Source organism: Pseudogemmobacter faecipullorum, assembly GCF_020539525.1.
In the GTDB taxonomy this organism is placed as follows: Bacteria; Pseudomonadota; Alphaproteobacteria; order Rhodobacterales; family Rhodobacteraceae; genus Pseudogemmobacter; species Pseudogemmobacter faecipullorum.
The window spans coordinates 278,344-294,348 of the sequence record NZ_JACDXX010000001.1; the positions used below are offsets into that span (position 1 = coordinate 278,344).

Below are 16,005 nucleotides of genomic sequence, written 5' to 3' on the forward strand. Positions count from 1 at the left end.
CGGGGCGATTTTGCGCCCCGCCTCCTTCTGTCAGTTCTCGCCCTGGGCTTCCATCAGAGCGCGCAGCAGCTTTTCCTCAGACATGTCATCCTGCTGCGGGCGGTCAACTTCGCCCGTCATCAGCAGAGCCATCTGATCCTCTTCCGGCTCATCGACCTCGATCTGGGTCTGATGGCTTTCGATCATCCGCTCCCGCAGCGCATCAGCCGACTGGGTCTCGTCAGCAATCTCGCGCAGCGAGACGACCGGATTCTTGTCGTTGTCGCGATCCACCGTCAGCGGCGCTCCGGTGTTGATCTCGCGCGCCCGGTGAGCCGCAAGCATCACCAGCTCAAAGCGGTTCGGAACTTTATCGACGCAATCTTCGACCGTAACGCGGGCCATGGGACACTCCAGTTTCGGGCCCATTAAGGACCGGCTCTCGGAAAAGCTCTGTTTAGGCGCATTGCCCGGGATTGACAAGACTGCCGCAGGCCCTGGTAACGCGACTTTGCTGCGCCGCAAAAGCAGCCCGCCAACGCCATTCCGGCCTCAGTCCAGCCGCTCAACCCCCTGCCGATCCGCCGCGGAAAGCGCGCCGAGCATCTGCAACACGCTGTATCCGGTCACCGGATGCCGCCAGCCGGGCAAAATCTCGGCCATCGGCACCAGAACGAAGGCCCGGTCCTGCAGACGCGGATGCGGCAGGATCAGCTCGCCGGGGGCCTCGCGCTGCTGCATCTGTGGATCGAGGTCACGCCAGTGCCGCCAGCCCGCCGGATCCGGCATCACCGAATCACCCACGGCAATCAGATCCAGATCAAGCGTGCGGCCCGCCCAGCGCTGAACACGCTCCCGCCCCCAAGAATATTCAATACTATGGAGAATCTGCAACAGTTCATGCGCATTGCGCTGCAGCGAATCCTCGACCGCCACCACGGCATTCACATAGTCAGGACCTGCCCCTGCAGGGAGGCAGGGCGTGCGGTAAAAGGCGCTTTGCAGAGTAATCTTTAATCCCGCCTGCTGCAGCGCAGCCAGAGCAGCCCGCAAAATCTCTGCCGGGGCATGGCTCCCGAATGGCAAATTTGCGCCAAGTGCGACAACGACAGTGCTTGAGGGTTTGTCTTTAATCACTTTCATACCGTATAGTTCATTAGTTGCATCACAACTGCAGTTCCCGGCCGCAAAGGGCCAGAAGTTTTCTCCGGAACCACGACCACTTATAAGGCGTTCCTGGATGGAAAGGCATTGCTGAAGCAATTTCTTGAGGGGAATTACGAATGTTTTATAAAGACGAACGGCTCGCGCTGTTCATCGACGGATCGAATCTTTACGCAGCGGCCAAATCGCTGGGATTCGATATCGACTACAAACTCCTGCGGATGGAGTTTATGCGTCGCGGCAAGCTGCTGCGGGCGTTCTATTATACCGCATTGCTTGAGAGCGAAGAGTACTCACCGATTCGCCCGCTGGTGGACTGGCTGCATTATAACGGCTTCACCATGCGCACCAAACCCGCCAAAGAATATACCGACAGCCAGGGGCGCCGTAAGGTCAAAGGCAATATGGATATCGAGCTGACGGTCGATGCCATGGAGCTGGCCTCGCGTCTGGACCATGTCGTACTGTTCTCGGGCGATGGTGACTTCCGGCCCATGATCGAAAGCCTGCAGCGCCAGGGCGTTCGGGTCTCTGTCGTCTCGACCATTCGCAGCCAGCCGCCGATGATTTCGGATGAGCTGCGGCGTCAGGCAGACAACTTCATCGAGCTGGACGAGCTGCGTGATGTCATCGGCCGCCCGCCGCGCGAAACCCGCCCGGCCGGCAGCGAAGAAGAAAACACCAGCGCGGGCTGAGCCTGCAGGACTGGGTGATCTGTGGCACATCTGCCGGGTTGCGCTTGCCGCGCATCACCCGGCCAGGTGCCCGCTCTGAACGAGCCTCTGCCGGATCTGTCCGGACCTGTCCGAACAACCTCCAGTCAGAAAAGTCTTCCAGTCAGAACAGCCTCACTGAGGGCTTCCGCCGGGCGTTTTCCCCCGTCCGGCGCGCAGAGCCTGGAATTTTGTAAAACTGTCAGGCGCCTGCTATGTCCTGTCGCGCCGCCCCCGCCAGAGCGGGGACCAGAAAAAGAAAACTCCAGTGAGCCTGCCCCTCCTTGCCAGCCTCTTCGGTCTTGCCCTCGCCGCCTTTCTGGCGGCGACGCCCTTGCCGATGAATTCAGAACTGCCCTTCATCGCTTTGCAATCTGCCGGCACCAGCCCCTGGCTGCTGATCCTGGTCGCCGCCCCCGCCAATATTGCCGGATCCTGCATCACCTGGCTCTGTGGCCGTGAGGCAGACCGGCTCAAGGGCAGCCGCTGGTTTCCCTTCACCCCCGAAGGCCTTACGAAATCACGGGCCTGGTTTTCCCGCTGGGGGCGCTGGTCACTGCTGCTGTCCTGGGCTCCGGGCGGTGATTTTCTGGTGGCGCTGGCCGGGCTGATGCGCCTGCCGTTCCTGCCGTTTCTGCTGCTGGTCTCGCTTGCCAAAACCGCGCGCTATGGGGTGGTCGCCCTTGCCACCGCCGGGGTGATCACAGGGGTTTTCACCCCCGATCCGGCCCCGGCCACTGGACCCGGGGCGGAATTGACACTACCTCTGACCCAGCCCTCCGCTGCAAGTGAGCCATGAGCCGACCATGACTGCGAAACCGCCGCTGACCCTCTATCTTGCTGCTCCGCGCGGGTTCTGCGCCGGGGTGGATCGCGCGATCCGCATCGTTGAGATGGCGCTCGAGAAATGGGGTGCGCCGGTCTATGTCCGCCATGAGATCGTCCACAATCGCTACGTCGTGGACGGTCTGCGGGCCAAAGGCGCGATCTTCGTCGAGGAACTGGACGAATGCCCCGATGACCGGCCCGTGGTCTTCTCGGCGCATGGTGTGCCGAAATCGGTGCCGGCCGAGGCCAGAAACCGGCAGATGATCGCGGTGGATGCCACCTGCCCGCTGGTCACCAAGGTTCACAATGAGGCAGCACGCCATCATGCCAACGGGTTGCAGCTGATCTTCATCGGTCATGAGGGCCATCCCGAAACCGTCGGCACCATGGGCCAGCTGCCCGAGGGCGAGGTCATCCTGGTCGAAACCCCCGAGGATGTGGCGGGGATCACGGTCCGCGACCCGGACCGGCTGGCCTTCTCGACCCAGACCACGCTCTCGGTCGATGATACGGCGGCGATTGTTGCGGCGCTGAAAGCCCGCTTCCCCGCCATTACCGGCCCCGGCCATGAAGATATCTGCTATGCCACCACCAACCGCCAGGCGGCGGTAAAGGCGATTGCGCCGAAGATTGAGGCGCTGCTGGTGGTCGGGGCGCCGAATTCCTCAAACTCGCGCCGTCTGGTAGAGGTCGGCTCAGCCGCGGGCTGCGGCTATTCCCAGCTGGTGCAGCGCGCTGCTGACATCGACTGGCGCGCCCTGCAGGGGATCTCGGCTCTTGGCATCACCGCCGGGGCCTCGGCGCCGGAAGTGCTGATCCAGGAGGTGATCGACGCCGTGCGCCAGCGCTTTGAGGTCCGGGTCGAGCTGGTTGAAACCGCCGTTGAGAATATCGAATTCAAAGTTCCGCGCATCCTGCGCGAGCCGGTCTGACGTCGTGCCTGAGCTTTTCGCCTATACCGACGGGGCCTGTTCGGGCAATCCTGGCCCCGGCGGCTGGGGCGCGCTGCTGATCGCCCGTGACGGCGCCACCCTGCTCAAAGAGCGTGAGCTGGCCGGGGGCGAGCCCGATACCACCAACAACCGGATGGAGCTGATGGCGGCGATCCAGGCGCTGGAAAGCCTGACCCGCCCCAGCAGCATCATCGTCGTCACTGACAGCGCCTATGTCAAAAACGGCGTCACCAGCTGGATCCATGGCTGGAAGCGCAATGGCTGGAAGACTGCCGATAAAAAACCGGTCAAGAATGTCGAGCTCTGGCAAAGGCTGGAACAGGCCCAGGCCCGCCATCAGGTCGAATGGCGCTGGATCAAAGGCCATGCCGGACATGAAGAGAATGAGCGTGCCGATGCCCTTGCCCGCAGCGGCATGGCGCCTTTCAAGAAATCGGCAAAGGCCTGATCAGCGGGAATAGCGCCGCCAGATCCAGATCAGCGCAAGCGCGCCGAGAAAGGCCCCGCCAAAGCCCGCCGCCGCGCCAAGCGCCCAGATCAGCAGCCGCAGCAATCCGCCTCCGATCAGCGCGCCAAAGACGCCGATCGCCACCGTGGTCAGAAGATCGGTCTCGAGCCGCATCAGCCGCGTTGCCAGAAACCCGGCCGCAGCCCCGATGATCATCAGCCAGACAATCGGCATGCTCTCCCTCCCCTGCTCGCTCTTTAAGAAAGATATGGGAAGCCGCCTGGCTTAAGGAAAGGCTTCAGCGCCTCTGGCTGCGGCAGAAGCCTCTCGCGGGGATATTTTCAGAGAGATGAAAGCTGCTCTCTGCTTCATCTGTCTGAAAATATCCCCGGGGTCCGGGGGGCAGCGCCCCCTCGCCTGGTTAAAGCCGGGCGGGAAGGATCAGGCCCTTCAGCACCTCCGCTGCCGCCATCGGCTTTTTACCCTCGCGCTGCGCTTCCAGCACCTCAACCGCGCCCGAGCCACAGGCGATGGTAAAGCCCGACAGCACCTCTCCCGGCGCGCCCCCGCCCGGCGCAAGGCGCGAGCGCAACAGCTTTACCCGCTCGCCCCCCAGCTGGGTCCAGGCGCCCGGGAAAGGCGAGAGACCGCGGATCTGGCGGTCAATCTCCGCTGCCGGGCGGCTCCAGTCGATTCTCGCCTCGGCTTTGTCGATCTTGGCGGCATAGGTCACACCCGCCTCCGGCTGCGCTTCCGGCTGCAGCTGATCCAGATCCTCCAGCGCTTTCAGGATCAGCGCCGCCCCCATCTGTGACAGCCGGTCATGCAGGCCCGCAGTAACCTCCTCCGCGCCGATTGCGGTTGCCTCGCGCAGCAGCACCGGCCCGGTATCGAGCCCCGCCTCCATCTGCATGATGCAAATCCCGGTCTCGGCATCTCCGGCCATGATGGCGCGGTGGATCGGCGCCGCCCCGCGCCAGCGCGGCAGCAGCGAGGCATGAATGTTCAGGCAGCCCTTTGCCGGCATATCCAGCACGCTCTGGGGCAGGATCAGGCCGTAAGCCACCACCACCGCCACATCGGCCCCCAGCGCCGCAATCGCCGCCTGATCCTCGGGGGATTTCAGCCGCTCAGGCGTATAAACCGTCAGCCCCAGCGCTTCGGCCCGGGCATGAACCGGGGTCTTACGCAGCTCTTTGCCGCGCCCGGCCGGACGCGGTGGCTGCGACCAGACGCCAACCACCTCATGGGCCTGATGCAAAGCCTCGAGCACCGGAACCGAGAAATCCGGCGTGCCCATGAAGATAACTTTCATCCGCGCTTCCTCAGCTTATGCGCTTTGGCCAGCAGCATTTTTTTCTTCAGCGGCGAGAGATGGTCGAAATACATCTTCCCCGCCAGATGATCGATCTGATGCTGCACTGAAGTAGCCCAGAGATGCACGAAATCGCGCTCCTCCATCTCGCCCTTTTCATTGAGGAAGCGCACCGTGACCGCGCGCGGCCGCGAGATCACCGCCGAAACGCCGGGCAGATTGGGCGAGGCCTCTTCATGCTCACGCGGCTGGACCGAGGCATGCAGCACTTCGGGATTGGCCATCAGCACCGCCTGACCGCGCGCTTCCGAACAGTCAACCACTGCCAGACGCAGCGGCACACCGATCTGCACCGCCGCCAGGCCATAGCCCGGCATCTCCTCCATCGTATCAACCATATCGCGCCAGATGGCCCGCACCTCATCGGTGATTTCAGGCACATCGGCCGCCGGGGCTTTCAGCACCGGATGCGGATAGGGGATACAGAGGCGAGGCGCCATGGCAAAACTCCGTCAGCTTAAGCGCGGAGCCTTAAAGCGAAGGGGGCGCAAAGTCACGCCCCCCTTCCGAAAGTTCAGCCCTGACGCGCGCGCTCGCGCTTCAGCTTTTCCATCTTGCGGGTGATCATCTGCCGCTTCAGCGGGCCAAGATAATCAATGAACAGCTTGCCGTTCAGATGGTCGATTTCATGCTGCACGCAGGTGGCCCAGAGCCCCTCGAACATCCGCTCCCCGACCTTGCCGTCAATTCCGGTCCAGCGCACGCTCACGCTGGCGGGGCGCCTCACCTCGGCATATTGATCCGGGATCGAGAGGCAGCCCTCTTCATAGACATTCAGATCCTCTGAGGACCAGATCACCTCGGGATTGATCAGCACCATCGGTTCCGGCGTGCCCTCTTTGACGCAATCCATCACCAGCACGCGCTGCATCACCCCGATCTGCGGCGCCGCCAGCCCGACGCCGGGCGCATCATACATGGTTTCAAGCATGTCATCTGCCAGCCTGCGGATCTGATCCGAGACCTCGGTCACGGGATCGCAGAGCTTTTTCAGACGGGGATCGGGATGGATGAGAATGGGGCGCAGCATGCAGTGGATTTAGGCGAAGCCCTCGGTTTTGCCAAGAGGACAGATCTCTGCCGCCCCCTGCAGCCCATGCCGCGAACCACCCGGGATTGATGCGCGGTGCAAAGCCGGTTAGCGCTTGGAGATATGCTACGAAAGGCAGGTCATGGATTTCGACAGCACCATCAACCGGCTCGGCAGCCATTGTGTCAAATGGGATATGATGGAAGCGCTTTACGGCATCCCGGCCGATCGCGGCCTTGCGATGTGGGTCGCCGATATGGAGTTCCGCCCACCGGCAGCGGTGCAGCGCGCCCTGCAGGATATGCTCGATCACGGCATCTATGGCTATTTCGGCGATGAGAGCAAATATCTCGCCGCCATTCAGTGGTGGATGAAAACCCGCCATGGCTGGGAGATCGACCCGGCCCATATCTTCACCACCCATGGCCTCGTCAATGCAGTCGGGATCTGTATCGATACCTGGACCGCGCCGGGCGACGGGGTGGTGGTGATGAGCCCGGTCTATCATGCCTTTGCCCGGGTGATCCGCGCCTCTGGCCGCGCGCTGGTCGAATGCGAGCTGCGCCATGAGGCGGGCCGCTATGCGCTGGATATTGAGGCCTGGGATCAGCAGCTGAGCGGGCGCGAGAAGATGCTGATCCTCTGCTCGCCGCATAATCCCGGCGGCCGGGTCTGGTCAGAGGATGAGTTGCAGGCCATTGCGGATTTCGCCGCCCGCCATGATCTGATCCTGATCTCGGATGAGATCCATGCCGATCTGGTCTTCCCCGGCCAGCAGCATCACGTTCTGGCAAAGCAGGCGCCGCAGATCCGCGAGCGGCTGGTCACGCTGACCTCCACCACCAAAACCTTCAATATCGCCGGGGCCCATACCGGCAATGTGATCATCGGGGATGCGAAACTGCGCGGGGAATTTGCCGCGCGGATGAACGCCCTGGGTATTTCGCCCAACAGCTTTGGCCTGCATATGGCCACCGCCGCCGCCAGCCCCGAGGGGGCTGAATGGCTGGACCGGCTGATCGCCTATCTCGATGAGAACCGCCGGCTGTTTGATGCGGCGATGAATGCCCTGCCCGGCGTGCGCTCGATGCCGCTGGAGGCGACCTATCTCTCCTGGGTCGATTTCTCGGGCACCGGCCTCAGCCGTGCCGAGCTGCTGGAGCGGATCGAGGGCCAGGCCGCGATTGCCAGCAATCACGGTGACAGTTTCGGCAAAGGCGGCGAAAGCTTCCTGCGCTTTAACATCGCCGCGCCCCGCGCCCATATCACCGAAGCGATTGCCCGGCTGCAGCAGGCCTTTGCCGATCTTCAGTGAAGACCAGCGCCGCTGGCCGGGGCCTCTGGCAGGGCTTTTCAGGCACAGATGCAGGCCCGCTGTTTTCATCTATCTGAAAATATCCCGGGGTCCGAGGGGGCAGCGCCCCCTCGCCTGCCCTCTACATTTTCGGCAGATAGCCCACCGGCGCATTCTCATCGCGCCAGTAATCCAGCGCTGGCTGGCTGGCGACCGGCGTGGCACGTTTAAACAGGCAGATCAGCTCGCCCTCTTCGGTTTCCGAGGCGACGATCAGGCATTGAAAAATATGCCGGCTGCCATCGTAAACATCCACCAGACCGCGCATCCGGGCGGGCGCGAGCCGCGCCTCCAGAGCAAAGCCGTCCTGCCAGAACCGGGTCAGCGGGAAGACCGCATCGCCCAGTTCAACCCGAAGCCTGGATTTGCGGCGGGTGCGGCGGCGATGCGCCGCCTCGAGATGGTCACGCAGATGTTGTGGCAGATATTCCAGCATGGTCTTCCTCCCCTCATTTCAGAGTGCTCCAGGCTTCACCTGATGCGGAGTCGTTTGTTCCATCTCTCTGTTTTCGCAAAACTCTGTTGCAGATTAATGACTCCGGCCCGGCGGAAGTTCCCCGTATTTTCCCTTGCCCGGCACCGTAACAGAAGCCAGGCCTTAGACGCGTGCCACAAAGCACGATTCGCCCCGGGAAAGGCTCTCTATGTCGCTGGTCATTGCCCTGATCCTTGATGCGCTTTTTGGCGAGCCACGCTGGCTCTGGAACAGGATCCCGCATCCGGCCGTGCTGATGGGGCGGCTGATCGGCGCCGCCGACCGGCGGTTTAACCGGGGCGAAGCACGGCGGCTGAAGGGGCTGATCCTGCTGATCGCCCTCGTTGCGGGCGCGGGCGGGCTCGGCTGGCTGATCGGCCAGCTGCCCTGGGCGCCGGTGGTTGAGGTGCTGCTGGCGGCGATCCTGCTGGCGCAGCGGTCCCTGGCCGATCACGTCAGCGCCGTGGCCTCGGCCCTGCGCCGCTCCCTGCCCGAGGGCCGCAGCGCCGTGGCGATGATCGTCGGGCGGGATACGGCAGAAATGCGCGAGGCCGATGTCACCCGGGCAGCGGTGGAATCTGCTGCCGAGAACCTGTCAGACGGGGTGATCGCCCCGGCCTTCTGGTTCGCGATCGGCGGGCTGCCCGGCATACTGATCTATAAAATCGTCAATACAGCGGATTCGATGATCGGCCATATGACGCCACGCCATCAGGCCTTTGGCGAGGCCTCGGCGCGGTTTGATGATCTGCTCAATCTGATCCCGGCCCGGCTGACTGCGCTCTTGCTCTGCCTCAGCTCGGGCTGGACCGATCCGCGGCCGGTGCTGCGCGATGCGCCAAAACACCGCAGCCCGAATGCGGGCTGGCCCGAGGCGGCGCTCGCGCCGGTGCTCAATCTCGCGCTCGCAGGGCCGCGCAGTTACAATGGGATCATGCGCAGCTTTCCCTGGGTCTGGCCCGAAGGGCGGCGCGAGGGGGGGCCCGAGGATATTGACGCTGCGGTCCGGGCTTTATGGCGCGCCTGGGGCCTGATGCTGATGATTGCTCTCGGGCTTTTGCTGCTCTAGCCTCGCGCTATGCAATTATTCCCCCTTCTGCTGGCCCTGCCTGCTCTGCTCGCCCCGACGGTCTCAGCCCGGGCCGAGACCGCTCTGTCCGATCCGCCTGTGGCCCTCGCCCCCTCTGCTGTCTCCTGCGGTGGCGATTTCCGGGCCTTTCTCGATGGCATAGCTGCCGAAGCGAAAGAACAGGGGCAGCCCGCCAGCGCGACCGACAGCTGGCTGACCGGGGCGTGGCCTGATCCGGCCGTGCTGAAAGCCGACCGCCGCCAGGGGATCTTTCGCAAACCCTTCCTTGAATTTGCCCAGGACCTGATCGGCGATACCCGCCTGCCCAAAGCGCAGGCGGCGGGCGAAGCCCATGCCGCCACCCTCGCCCGGGTCGAGGCGCAATATGGCGTCCCGCGCGAGCTGATGCTGGCAATCTGGGGCTTTGAGACCGATTTCGGCAGCTTCCAGGGCGATTATAACACCCGCGATGCCTTGCTGACCCTCGCCCATGACTGTCGCCGTCCGGAGATGTTCCGGCCCCAGGTGATGGCGGCGATTGAACTCCATGCACGCGGTGATCTGCCGGTCTCCACAACGGGGGCCTGGGCCGGTGAAATCGGCATGGTGCAGATGCTGCCCGAGGATATTCTGGCACGCGGAGTTGACGGCGACAGCGATGGCCATGTCCGGCTGAAAACCTCGGCCGAGGATGCGCTGATGTCGGGCGGCAATATGCTGAAACATCACGGCTGGCAGGCCGGTCAGCCCTGGCTGGTCGAAGTGGTGCTGCCCGAAACCTTCGACTGGTCGCTGAGCGGGCTGGAAAATGACATGCCGGTGACTCAATGGGCGGCGCTTGGGGTCGCGCCCCGGCGTGGCACCACCCTGCCGGATTCCCTCACGGCGGCGCTGTTGCTGCCCCAGGGGCGCAAGGGCCCGGCCTTCCTCGCCTTCCAGAACTTCCGGGTGCTGCTCGAATGGAACCAGAGCCTGACCTATGTGACCACCGCCGCCTATTTCGCCACCCTGGTTGGCGGGGCCGAGCCGGTACTGGCAGGCGCGCCGGAACCGCTGCTGACGCTGGAGGAGATGCAGTCGCTGCAGCGCAAGCTGCAGGCCCTCGGCCATGAGGTCGGCAGGATCGACGGGGTGCTGGGCGCCGGCACCCGCCGCGCGGTGCGCGAGGAGCAGCTTCGCCTTGGCTTGCCCGCCGATTCATGGCCGGGCCGGGATCTGCTGGAGCTGCTGTGACCAGGAGCGCCGCGCCAGCCTCTCTATCGCGCGGCGCGGCTGCCTTCGGCCTGGTGGCCACGGTGAAAGCCCCGGCCGAGCAGCTGCTGGCCTTTCTGACCTGGCATTTTGATCAGGGGGCGGCCCATATATCGCTGTATTTTGATGAGCCAGAGGATCCCGCCCGTGAGATCTGCCGCAGGCTGGCCGGGCCGCGGGAGCTGAGCCTGATCGCTTGCGACGGCGCGCATTGGGCGCGGCTGAAAGGGCGGCCCGACCGCCATCAGAACCGCCAGTCGAAAAACGCCGCCCATGCCTATCGCGCCTCGCGCCTGGACTGGCTGGGCCATATTGACGGCGATGAACTCCTGCTGGCCTCGCCTGCGCCAGGGCAGATCCTCGGCCAGCTGCCACAGGACCAGATCCTGTGCCGCGCCGAGCCCTTTGAGGCGCTGCATGATCCGGGCCTCGCCGATGACATTTTTACCGCCCGGCAGTTTCGCGGCGCGCTGAAGGCCCGGCATGCGGCTTTGCGCAGCCTGGTGATGGGGCCCTATGCCGCTTACCTGCCCGAGGCGATGCTGTCGCATTCGGTCGGCAAGGCTTTCTTCCGCTGTGGCATCCCCGGCCTGTCGCCGAGACTGCATGGCGCCTTCATGGCCGGCGAACGCCTGCCCGGCCCGCCGTTTCAGCCCGGCCTGCAGCTGCTGCATTTCCACGCCCAGGACCGCGCGGCCTGGCTGCGCGCCCTGCCCTTCCGGCTGACGCGCGGCGCCTATCAGTACCACCCGCAGCTGCAGCTGTTTCTTAGCAGCGCCAGCCCCGAAGAGATTGCTGCCTTTTACGACGAAACCCAGATACTGACGCCGCAGAAAGCCCGCGCCCTGCGCGAGGCCGGACGGCTGGTCGAAACTGACCTGCGCCTGACCGCGCGGATTGCCACCTGGAAGAGAGGAGAGGGTCAATGATCGCGATGGAGGATTTATGCGCCGCTTTACCGCATGTGGCCGCCGCGCCGAAGGATGTGACCCGGGCGGAAATCCTGATGTTCCGTCCCGGCCGCAATCTGCGCGAGGAGCGCGAGGAGCTGGTGCTGACCCGCGCTGCAGGCATTCCCGGCGAGCGCTGGCTGAGCGAACCCTGGATGAAGCTGGCCGATGGCTCGCCCCATCCCGGCATCCAGGTCTCGCTTCTGCCCTCACGGGTGCATGATCTGGTGCGGCCCGACCGCGCCGCCATGCTGCATCCCGGCGATCCGGTGATTGCCGATCTCGATACTTCTGAGGCCAATCTGCCGGTCGGCTCGGTCCTACAGATCGGCAGCGCCCGCATTCAGGTCTCGGATGTGTTCAATGATGCCTGCGTGAAATGGAAGGCGCGCTATGGTGAGGATGCCTATGCCTGGGTGAATATCGCTGACCATCTGCCGCTGCGGCTGCGCGGTATCCTCTGCGCGGTGATCGCGGATGGCGTGGTGCGGCGCGGCGATGAGATCAGGGTGCTATCGCGCTGAAAGCCCGCAGGCCGGGGGCGCTGCCCCCGGACCCCGGGGATATTTTCAGACAGATGAAACCAGAAAAGGCGGCATTCAGAAGCCCTCGCCGCGGGCGCGCTGGTCGCGGCGAAACGCCAGACAGGTGGCAATCATCGCCTCGGCAAGGGCCGGCCATTCTGCCAGATCAGCCGCGGTCTCAACGCCAAGGCGCAGCCGGGCCTCACCGCCTGCCAGATCAAGGATCGCCCCGGGATGGGCTGCATTCCAGGCCGCAACCACCGCCGCATCCAGCCGCACCGGCCAGAGCAGGGTCAGGATAGCCGCCTGCCCCGCCGGATCGGCGCGAAACTCCGGTCCGGCGGGCGAGAGCCTGGCCCAGGTCACCCCGGCCTCGCTTTCGACACCGGGAAAGCCGGCGTTTTGCAGCAGATCGGCAATCATCCTCAGGCCACCAGTTCCTCGGCCTTGCGCAGATCAACCGAAACCAGCTGGCTGACGCCCTGCTCCTGCATCGTCACGCCAAAGAGCCGGTCCATCCGCGCCATGGTCACCGCATGATGGGTGATGACGAGGAAGCGCGTATCGGTGCGCCGGGTCATCTCATCCATCAGGTCGCAGAAGCGGGTCACATTCGCATCATCAAGCGGCGCGTCGACCTCATCGAGCACGCAGATCGGGGCCGGATTGGCGAGGAAGACGCCGAAGATCAGCGCCAGCGCGGTCAGCGTCTGCTCCCCGCCCGAAAGCAGCGACAGCGTCGCCAGGCGTTTGCCCGGCGGCTGGCACATGATCTCGAGCCCCGCTTCCAGCGGATCATCGGATTCCACCAGCACGAGGCGCGCCTCGCCGCCGCCGAAGAGATGGGTGAACAGCGTCGAGAAATTGGCATTCACCTGCTCGAAAGCGGTGAGCAGCCTTTCACGGCCCTCTTTGTTCAGCCCCTGGATCCCGGCGCGCAGCCGTTTGACCGCCTCTTCCAGATCGCCCTTTTCGGTGGCGAGCTGGGTATATTCAGTGTCAACGGCCTTCGCATCTTCCTCGGCGCGCAGATTGACCGCGCCCAGCGCGTCGCGCTGGCGTTTCAGCCGCTGCACATCCTGATCGAGCAGCTCAACCCCGGGGATCTTCTCCGGCTCGCTGCGCAGCGAGATCAGCAGCTCCTGGGGGGTGCGGTCGGCCTCCTCCGAAATCCGGTTCGCCGCCAGAGACACCGCCTCTCGCGCCGCCTCGAGCCGGGCCTCGGCCCGGGCCCGGGCCTCGCGGGCCTCCCCCGCCAGCCGCTCGCTGTCGCGCTCGAGCATCTGCGCCTCACGCAGCGCGGCTTCGGCCGCCTGGAGAGCAGTCATCGCCTTTGCCCGCCGCTCCTCGGCCTCAAAGATCGCCTCGCCCAGCTCTTCGCGCCGGGCCGCAATCTCCTCGGGGGCCTCGCAGGCCTCGGCCAGCTCTTCCTCGGTCTCGCCCTGGCGCTCGGCCAGTTCTTCGGCGCGGCGCCCGGCGGTCTCGAGCCGGTGCCGCCAGCCCGAAAGCTCTTTGGTTGCTTCCTGGCGACGGCGCACCCGCGCCTCGCCCTCGCGGCGCAATTCATCATGATGCGAGCGGCGCGACATCATCGCAATACGCGCGCCCTCAACCGCCATGCGCGCGTTTTCCACCGCAATGCGGGCCAGATCGAGATTGGGCAGCTCTGCCGCCCCGGCCTCGGCCCCGGCCAGACGCTCCTGCGCGGCAAGGGCCTCGGCCTCATAGCGCGCCACCGCAATCCGCGAGGCCTCCAGACGGCCGGCGGCAAGGGTCTTTTCCGCCTCGGATTTCGACAAAGCCCGGTCGGATTCGGCGAGGCGCTGATCGGCCGCGCGCCGCGCATCGCGGGCCTGCTGATCGGCCCGGGCCAATTGCTGCAGCCGCGCCAGCAGCGCCTCATGCGCCCCGGTCGCGGCTTCGGCCCGGGTGCTGGCCTCCTCCAGGTCCTGGCTCAGCTTTTGCAGCCGGTTCAGCTGCTGCAGCCGCAGCGCTGCTGCCGAAGGCGCATCCTCGGCCCCGGCGCGGAAGCCGTCCCAGCGCCAGAGATCGCCCTCGCGGCTGACCAGACGCTGGCCGGGCTGCAGCCCGGGCTGCAGACGGAACCCCTCTTCGCGGCTGACAAGGCCGATCTGGCCCAGACGCCGCGCCAGCACCTCGGGCGCGCCAACATGGTCAGACAGGACCGCGACCCCGGCAGGCAGGGGCTGCGGATCGTCATATCCGGGCAGCAATGCCCAGCCGGTCGCCGCATCTGCCGCCACTTCCGGGGCGCGCAGATCCTCGCTCAGCGCCGCGCCCAGTGCCTTTTCATAGCCCGGCTCAACCTCAAGCCGGTCGAGAATCTGATGCCCGGCCAGGGTCTCGCGCTCAACCAGACGGGCCAGCGCGGCCTTTTCGGCCCGCAAAGCACTCGCCTCGCCCTCGGCTTCCGAGCGCGCAGCCCGGGCCGCAGCCTCACGGCTCTGCGCCTCGGCACGGGCCTCCTCGGCCAGAGACAGCGCCTCTTCGGTCTGCTCCACCAGCTCCGAGGCAGCCTCGCGCGCCTCGCCCGCCGCGACAAAGCTTTCCTCGGCGCTGAGCAGTGCCTCTCCGGCCTGATCCACCGCCGCATGCGCCCGGCCCGCTTCGCTCGCGGTCCGTTCCAGCGCCGCGCGGCTTTCCTGCACCATCCGCGCCGCCGACTGATGCCGCGCCGCCAGACGGGCCGCGTCTTCGGTCGCCTCGCTCAGCAGGGTCTCGCGATCGGTCAGCACCGAGGAGGCCTCACGCGAGGCCTCGAGAGCCTCTTCCAGCCGCTCGTCATAGCCGTCATGGGCCGCCTGGAGCTGGTCAATTTCCCAGTGCAGCCGCTCGATCACCTCGCCGGCATCGCGGTTCAGCCCGGCTTCGCGCTCGATATCATTGCCAAGCTGCGCGATCCGGCCGCGCAGCGTCTCGATCTTGGCCAGGGCCTGCTTTTCCTGATCGCCGAGCTGGTCGCGCTGCAGGATCAGCCTTTGCAGGATCGCCGAGGCGATGGTCTCTTCCTCGCGCTGTGCCGGCAGACCGGCCTCCTGGCTTTCGCGCGCCTTCGCTGCCTCGCGCGACAGGGTTTCTGCCTTGCCCTGCTGCACCAGCCGCGCGCGCAGCCCCTCCTCGGCCTCAATCCGGGTCTGATCCGCCTCATGCCAGCGCCGCCACAACAGCATGCCCTCGGCCCGGCCCAGCTCCTCGGAAATCTCGCGGTAGCGCCCGGCCTGCCGCGCCTGGCGGGTCAGCACCGAAAGCTGCTGCGCCAGCTGCTCGAGCACGTCATCGACGCGGTTGAGATTGGTCTCGGTGGCCGAGAGCTTCAGCTCGGCCTCATGGCGGCGGGCATAAAGGCCCGAGATGCCGGCCGCCTCTTCCAGCACCCGGCGCCGCGCCTTGGGCCTGGCATTGATCAGCTCAGAGATCTGGCCCTGACGCACCAGCGCCGGGCTGTGCGAGCCGGTCGAGGCATCGGCAAACAGCATCTGCACATCACGGGCACGTACATCTTTAGAATTGGCTTTATAGGCCGATCCGGCATCGCGGGTGATGCGGCGCACGATCTCGATCTGATCCTGATCGTTGAACCCCGAAGGGGCCAGCCGGTCCGAATTATCGAGCACCAGCGCCACTTCGGCAAAATTCCGGGCGCCGCGGGTGGCCGCGCCATTGAAGATCACATCCTCCATCCCCGCACCGCGCATCGCGGTGGGGCGGTTTTCGCCCATCACCCAGCGCAGAGCCTCGAGGAGATTAGATTTACCGCAACCATTTGGGCCGACCACGCCTGTCAGCCCCTCATGGATCACCAGATCCGTGGGGTCGACAAAGCTTTTAAAGCCGTTGAGCCTGAGCTTTGTGAAACGCAATCGCCCTCTCG

The 16,005-nt window shown here is 65.1% G+C and carries 18 protein-coding genes; 9 read left to right on the top strand and 9 right to left on the bottom strand.

Going from position 1 to position 16,005, the window contains the following annotated elements; genetic code table 11:
- Nucleotides 1-30: 30 nt before the first annotated feature.
- Entirely contained in the window at nucleotides 31-384 is a 354-nt protein-coding gene (gene rpoZ / locus H0485_RS01230) for a DNA-directed RNA polymerase subunit omega (protein ID WP_226933503.1), read from the bottom strand.
- A 147-nt stretch (nucleotides 385-531) separates the two neighbouring features.
- Nucleotides 532-1,122, bottom strand: coding sequence for a 2-amino-4-hydroxy-6-hydroxymethyldihydropteridine diphosphokinase (gene folK, locus H0485_RS01235; RefSeq protein WP_226933504.1), 591 nt, complete (start codon nucleotides 1,120-1,122; stop codon nucleotides 532-534).
- Between the two features lie 140 nt (nucleotides 1,123-1,262).
- Here folK and H0485_RS01240 point away from each other — a divergent pair, with 140 nt between their 5' ends.
- The 4 genes from H0485_RS01240 to rnhA all read left to right on the top strand — a co-directional run bounded on the left by H0485_RS01240 (nucleotide 1,263) and on the right by rnhA (nucleotide 4,085).
- The gene (locus tag H0485_RS01240; RefSeq protein WP_226933505.1) at nucleotides 1,263-1,838 is read left to right on the top strand and encodes a LabA-like NYN domain-containing protein; all 576 of its coding nucleotides are present in this window, start codon (nucleotides 1,263-1,265) and stop codon (nucleotides 1,836-1,838) included.
- A gap of 286 nt (nucleotides 1,839-2,124) precedes the next feature.
- On the top strand, nucleotides 2,125-2,655 hold the full coding sequence (locus H0485_RS01245; RefSeq protein ID WP_226933506.1) for a YqaA family protein: 531 nt from the start codon (nucleotides 2,125-2,127) through the stop codon (nucleotides 2,653-2,655).
- A gap of 7 nt (nucleotides 2,656-2,662) precedes the next feature.
- The gene (gene ispH, locus H0485_RS01250; protein WP_226933507.1) at nucleotides 2,663-3,616 is read left to right on the top strand and encodes a 4-hydroxy-3-methylbut-2-enyl diphosphate reductase; all 954 of its coding nucleotides are present in this window, start codon (nucleotides 2,663-2,665) and stop codon (nucleotides 3,614-3,616) included.
- 4 nt (nucleotides 3,617-3,620) lie between these two features.
- Complete coding sequence (gene rnhA, locus H0485_RS01255; protein ID WP_226933508.1) at nucleotides 3,621-4,085, top strand: ribonuclease HI; 465 nt, start codon at nucleotides 3,621-3,623, stop codon at nucleotides 4,083-4,085.
- On the opposite strand, the gene H0485_RS01260 is transcribed toward rnhA, so the two are convergent.
- The 4 genes from H0485_RS01260 to def (H0485_RS01275) all read right to left on the bottom strand — a co-directional run bounded on the left by H0485_RS01260 (nucleotide 4,086) and on the right by def (H0485_RS01275) (nucleotide 6,490).
- Complete coding sequence (locus H0485_RS01260; RefSeq protein WP_226933509.1) at nucleotides 4,086-4,319, bottom strand: GlsB/YeaQ/YmgE family stress response membrane protein; 234 nt, start codon at nucleotides 4,317-4,319, stop codon at nucleotides 4,086-4,088.
- Between the two features lie 187 nt (nucleotides 4,320-4,506).
- Entirely contained in the window at nucleotides 4,507-5,400 is an 894-nt protein-coding gene (fmt, locus tag H0485_RS01265; protein ID WP_226933510.1) for a methionyl-tRNA formyltransferase, read from the bottom strand.
- Nucleotides 5,397-5,900, bottom strand: coding sequence for a peptide deformylase (def, locus tag H0485_RS01270; RefSeq protein WP_226933511.1), 504 nt, complete (start codon nucleotides 5,898-5,900; stop codon nucleotides 5,397-5,399). The genes fmt and def (H0485_RS01270) overlap by 4 nt, the downstream gene beginning before the upstream one ends.
- 74 nt (nucleotides 5,901-5,974) lie before the next feature.
- Nucleotides 5,975-6,490: a peptide deformylase gene (gene def / locus H0485_RS01275; protein ID WP_226933512.1), complete on the bottom strand. Its 516-nt coding sequence runs from the start codon at nucleotides 6,488-6,490 to the stop codon at nucleotides 5,975-5,977.
- Between the two features lie 142 nt (nucleotides 6,491-6,632).
- Between def (H0485_RS01275) and H0485_RS01280 the strand changes: the two genes are divergently transcribed.
- Entirely contained in the window at nucleotides 6,633-7,805 is a 1,173-nt protein-coding gene (locus H0485_RS01280; protein WP_226933513.1) for a MalY/PatB family protein, read from the top strand.
- Between the two features lie 121 nt (nucleotides 7,806-7,926).
- Here H0485_RS01280 and H0485_RS01285 read toward each other — a convergent pair whose 3' ends face one another.
- Nucleotides 7,927-8,280: a hypothetical protein gene (locus tag H0485_RS01285; protein WP_226933514.1), complete on the bottom strand. Its 354-nt coding sequence runs from the start codon at nucleotides 8,278-8,280 to the stop codon at nucleotides 7,927-7,929.
- A 208-nt stretch (nucleotides 8,281-8,488) separates the two neighbouring features.
- Here H0485_RS01285 and cbiB point away from each other — a divergent pair, with 208 nt between their 5' ends.
- Genes cbiB through H0485_RS01305 form a run of 4 tightly spaced genes read left to right on the top strand, consistent with a single transcriptional unit; the run spans nucleotide 8,489 to nucleotide 12,113 of the window.
- The gene (gene cbiB, locus H0485_RS01290) at nucleotides 8,489-9,388 is read left to right on the top strand and encodes an adenosylcobinamide-phosphate synthase CbiB (RefSeq protein WP_226933515.1); all 900 of its coding nucleotides are present in this window, start codon (nucleotides 8,489-8,491) and stop codon (nucleotides 9,386-9,388) included.
- 9 nt (nucleotides 9,389-9,397) lie between these two features.
- Nucleotides 9,398-10,621, top strand: coding sequence for a lytic murein transglycosylase (locus tag H0485_RS01295; RefSeq protein WP_226933516.1), 1,224 nt, complete (start codon nucleotides 9,398-9,400; stop codon nucleotides 10,619-10,621).
- Entirely contained in the window at nucleotides 10,618-11,568 is a 951-nt protein-coding gene (locus H0485_RS01300; protein WP_226933517.1) for a glycosyltransferase family 2 protein, read from the top strand. Before H0485_RS01295 ends, H0485_RS01300 begins: the two co-directional genes overlap by 4 nt.
- Nucleotides 11,565-12,113: an MOSC domain-containing protein gene (locus H0485_RS01305; RefSeq protein ID WP_226933518.1), complete on the top strand. Its 549-nt coding sequence runs from the start codon at nucleotides 11,565-11,567 to the stop codon at nucleotides 12,111-12,113. The genes H0485_RS01300 and H0485_RS01305 overlap by 4 nt, the downstream gene beginning before the upstream one ends.
- Nucleotides 12,114-12,188: 75 nt before the next feature.
- Here the strand turns inward: H0485_RS01305 and H0485_RS01310 are convergent, their stop codons facing one another.
- Both H0485_RS01310 and smc read right to left on the bottom strand, forming a co-directional pair.
- Nucleotides 12,189-12,536 (bottom strand): hypothetical protein, encoded by a 348-nt coding sequence (locus H0485_RS01310; RefSeq protein WP_226933519.1) that lies wholly within the window; start codon nucleotides 12,534-12,536, stop codon nucleotides 12,189-12,191.
- 2 nt (nucleotides 12,537-12,538) lie between these two features.
- Entirely contained in the window at nucleotides 12,539-15,994 is a 3,456-nt protein-coding gene (gene smc / locus H0485_RS01315; RefSeq protein ID WP_226933520.1) for a chromosome segregation protein SMC, read from the bottom strand.
- Between the last annotated feature and the right edge of the window lie 11 nt (nucleotides 15,995-16,005).

Coding starts and splice junctions, on each gene's coding strand:
- H0485_RS01310 (WP_226933519.1), bottom strand. CDS start 12,536: ATGATTGCCGATCTGCTGCAAAACGCCGGCTTTCCCGGTGTCGAAAGC.
- H0485_RS01260 (WP_226933509.1), bottom strand. CDS start 4,319: ATGCCGATTGTCTGGCTGATGATCATCGGGGCTGCGGCCGGGTTTCTG.
- folK (WP_226933504.1), bottom strand. CDS start 1,122: ATGAAAGTGATTAAAGACAAACCCTCAAGCACTGTCGTTGTCGCACTT.
- H0485_RS01240 (WP_226933505.1), top strand. CDS start 1,263: ATGTTTTATAAAGACGAACGGCTCGCGCTGTTCATCGACGGATCGAAT.
- H0485_RS01280 (WP_226933513.1), top strand. CDS start 6,633: ATGGATTTCGACAGCACCATCAACCGGCTCGGCAGCCATTGTGTCAAA.
- fmt (WP_226933510.1), bottom strand. CDS start 5,400: ATGAAAGTTATCTTCATGGGCACGCCGGATTTCTCGGTTCCGGTGCTC.
- cbiB (WP_226933515.1), top strand. CDS start 8,489: ATGTCGCTGGTCATTGCCCTGATCCTTGATGCGCTTTTTGGCGAGCCA.
- H0485_RS01305 (WP_226933518.1), top strand. CDS start 11,565: ATGATCGCGATGGAGGATTTATGCGCCGCTTTACCGCATGTGGCCGCC.
- def (WP_226933511.1), bottom strand. CDS start 5,900: ATGGCGCCTCGCCTCTGTATCCCCTATCCGCATCCGGTGCTGAAAGCC.
- def (WP_226933512.1), bottom strand. CDS start 6,490: ATGCTGCGCCCCATTCTCATCCATCCCGATCCCCGTCTGAAAAAGCTC.
- H0485_RS01295 (WP_226933516.1), top strand. CDS start 9,398: ATGCAATTATTCCCCCTTCTGCTGGCCCTGCCTGCTCTGCTCGCCCCG.
- rpoZ (WP_226933503.1), bottom strand. CDS start 384: ATGGCCCGCGTTACGGTCGAAGATTGCGTCGATAAAGTTCCGAACCGC.
- H0485_RS01285 (WP_226933514.1), bottom strand. CDS start 8,280: ATGCTGGAATATCTGCCACAACATCTGCGTGACCATCTCGAGGCGGCG.
- ispH (WP_226933507.1), top strand. CDS start 2,663: ATGACTGCGAAACCGCCGCTGACCCTCTATCTTGCTGCTCCGCGCGGG.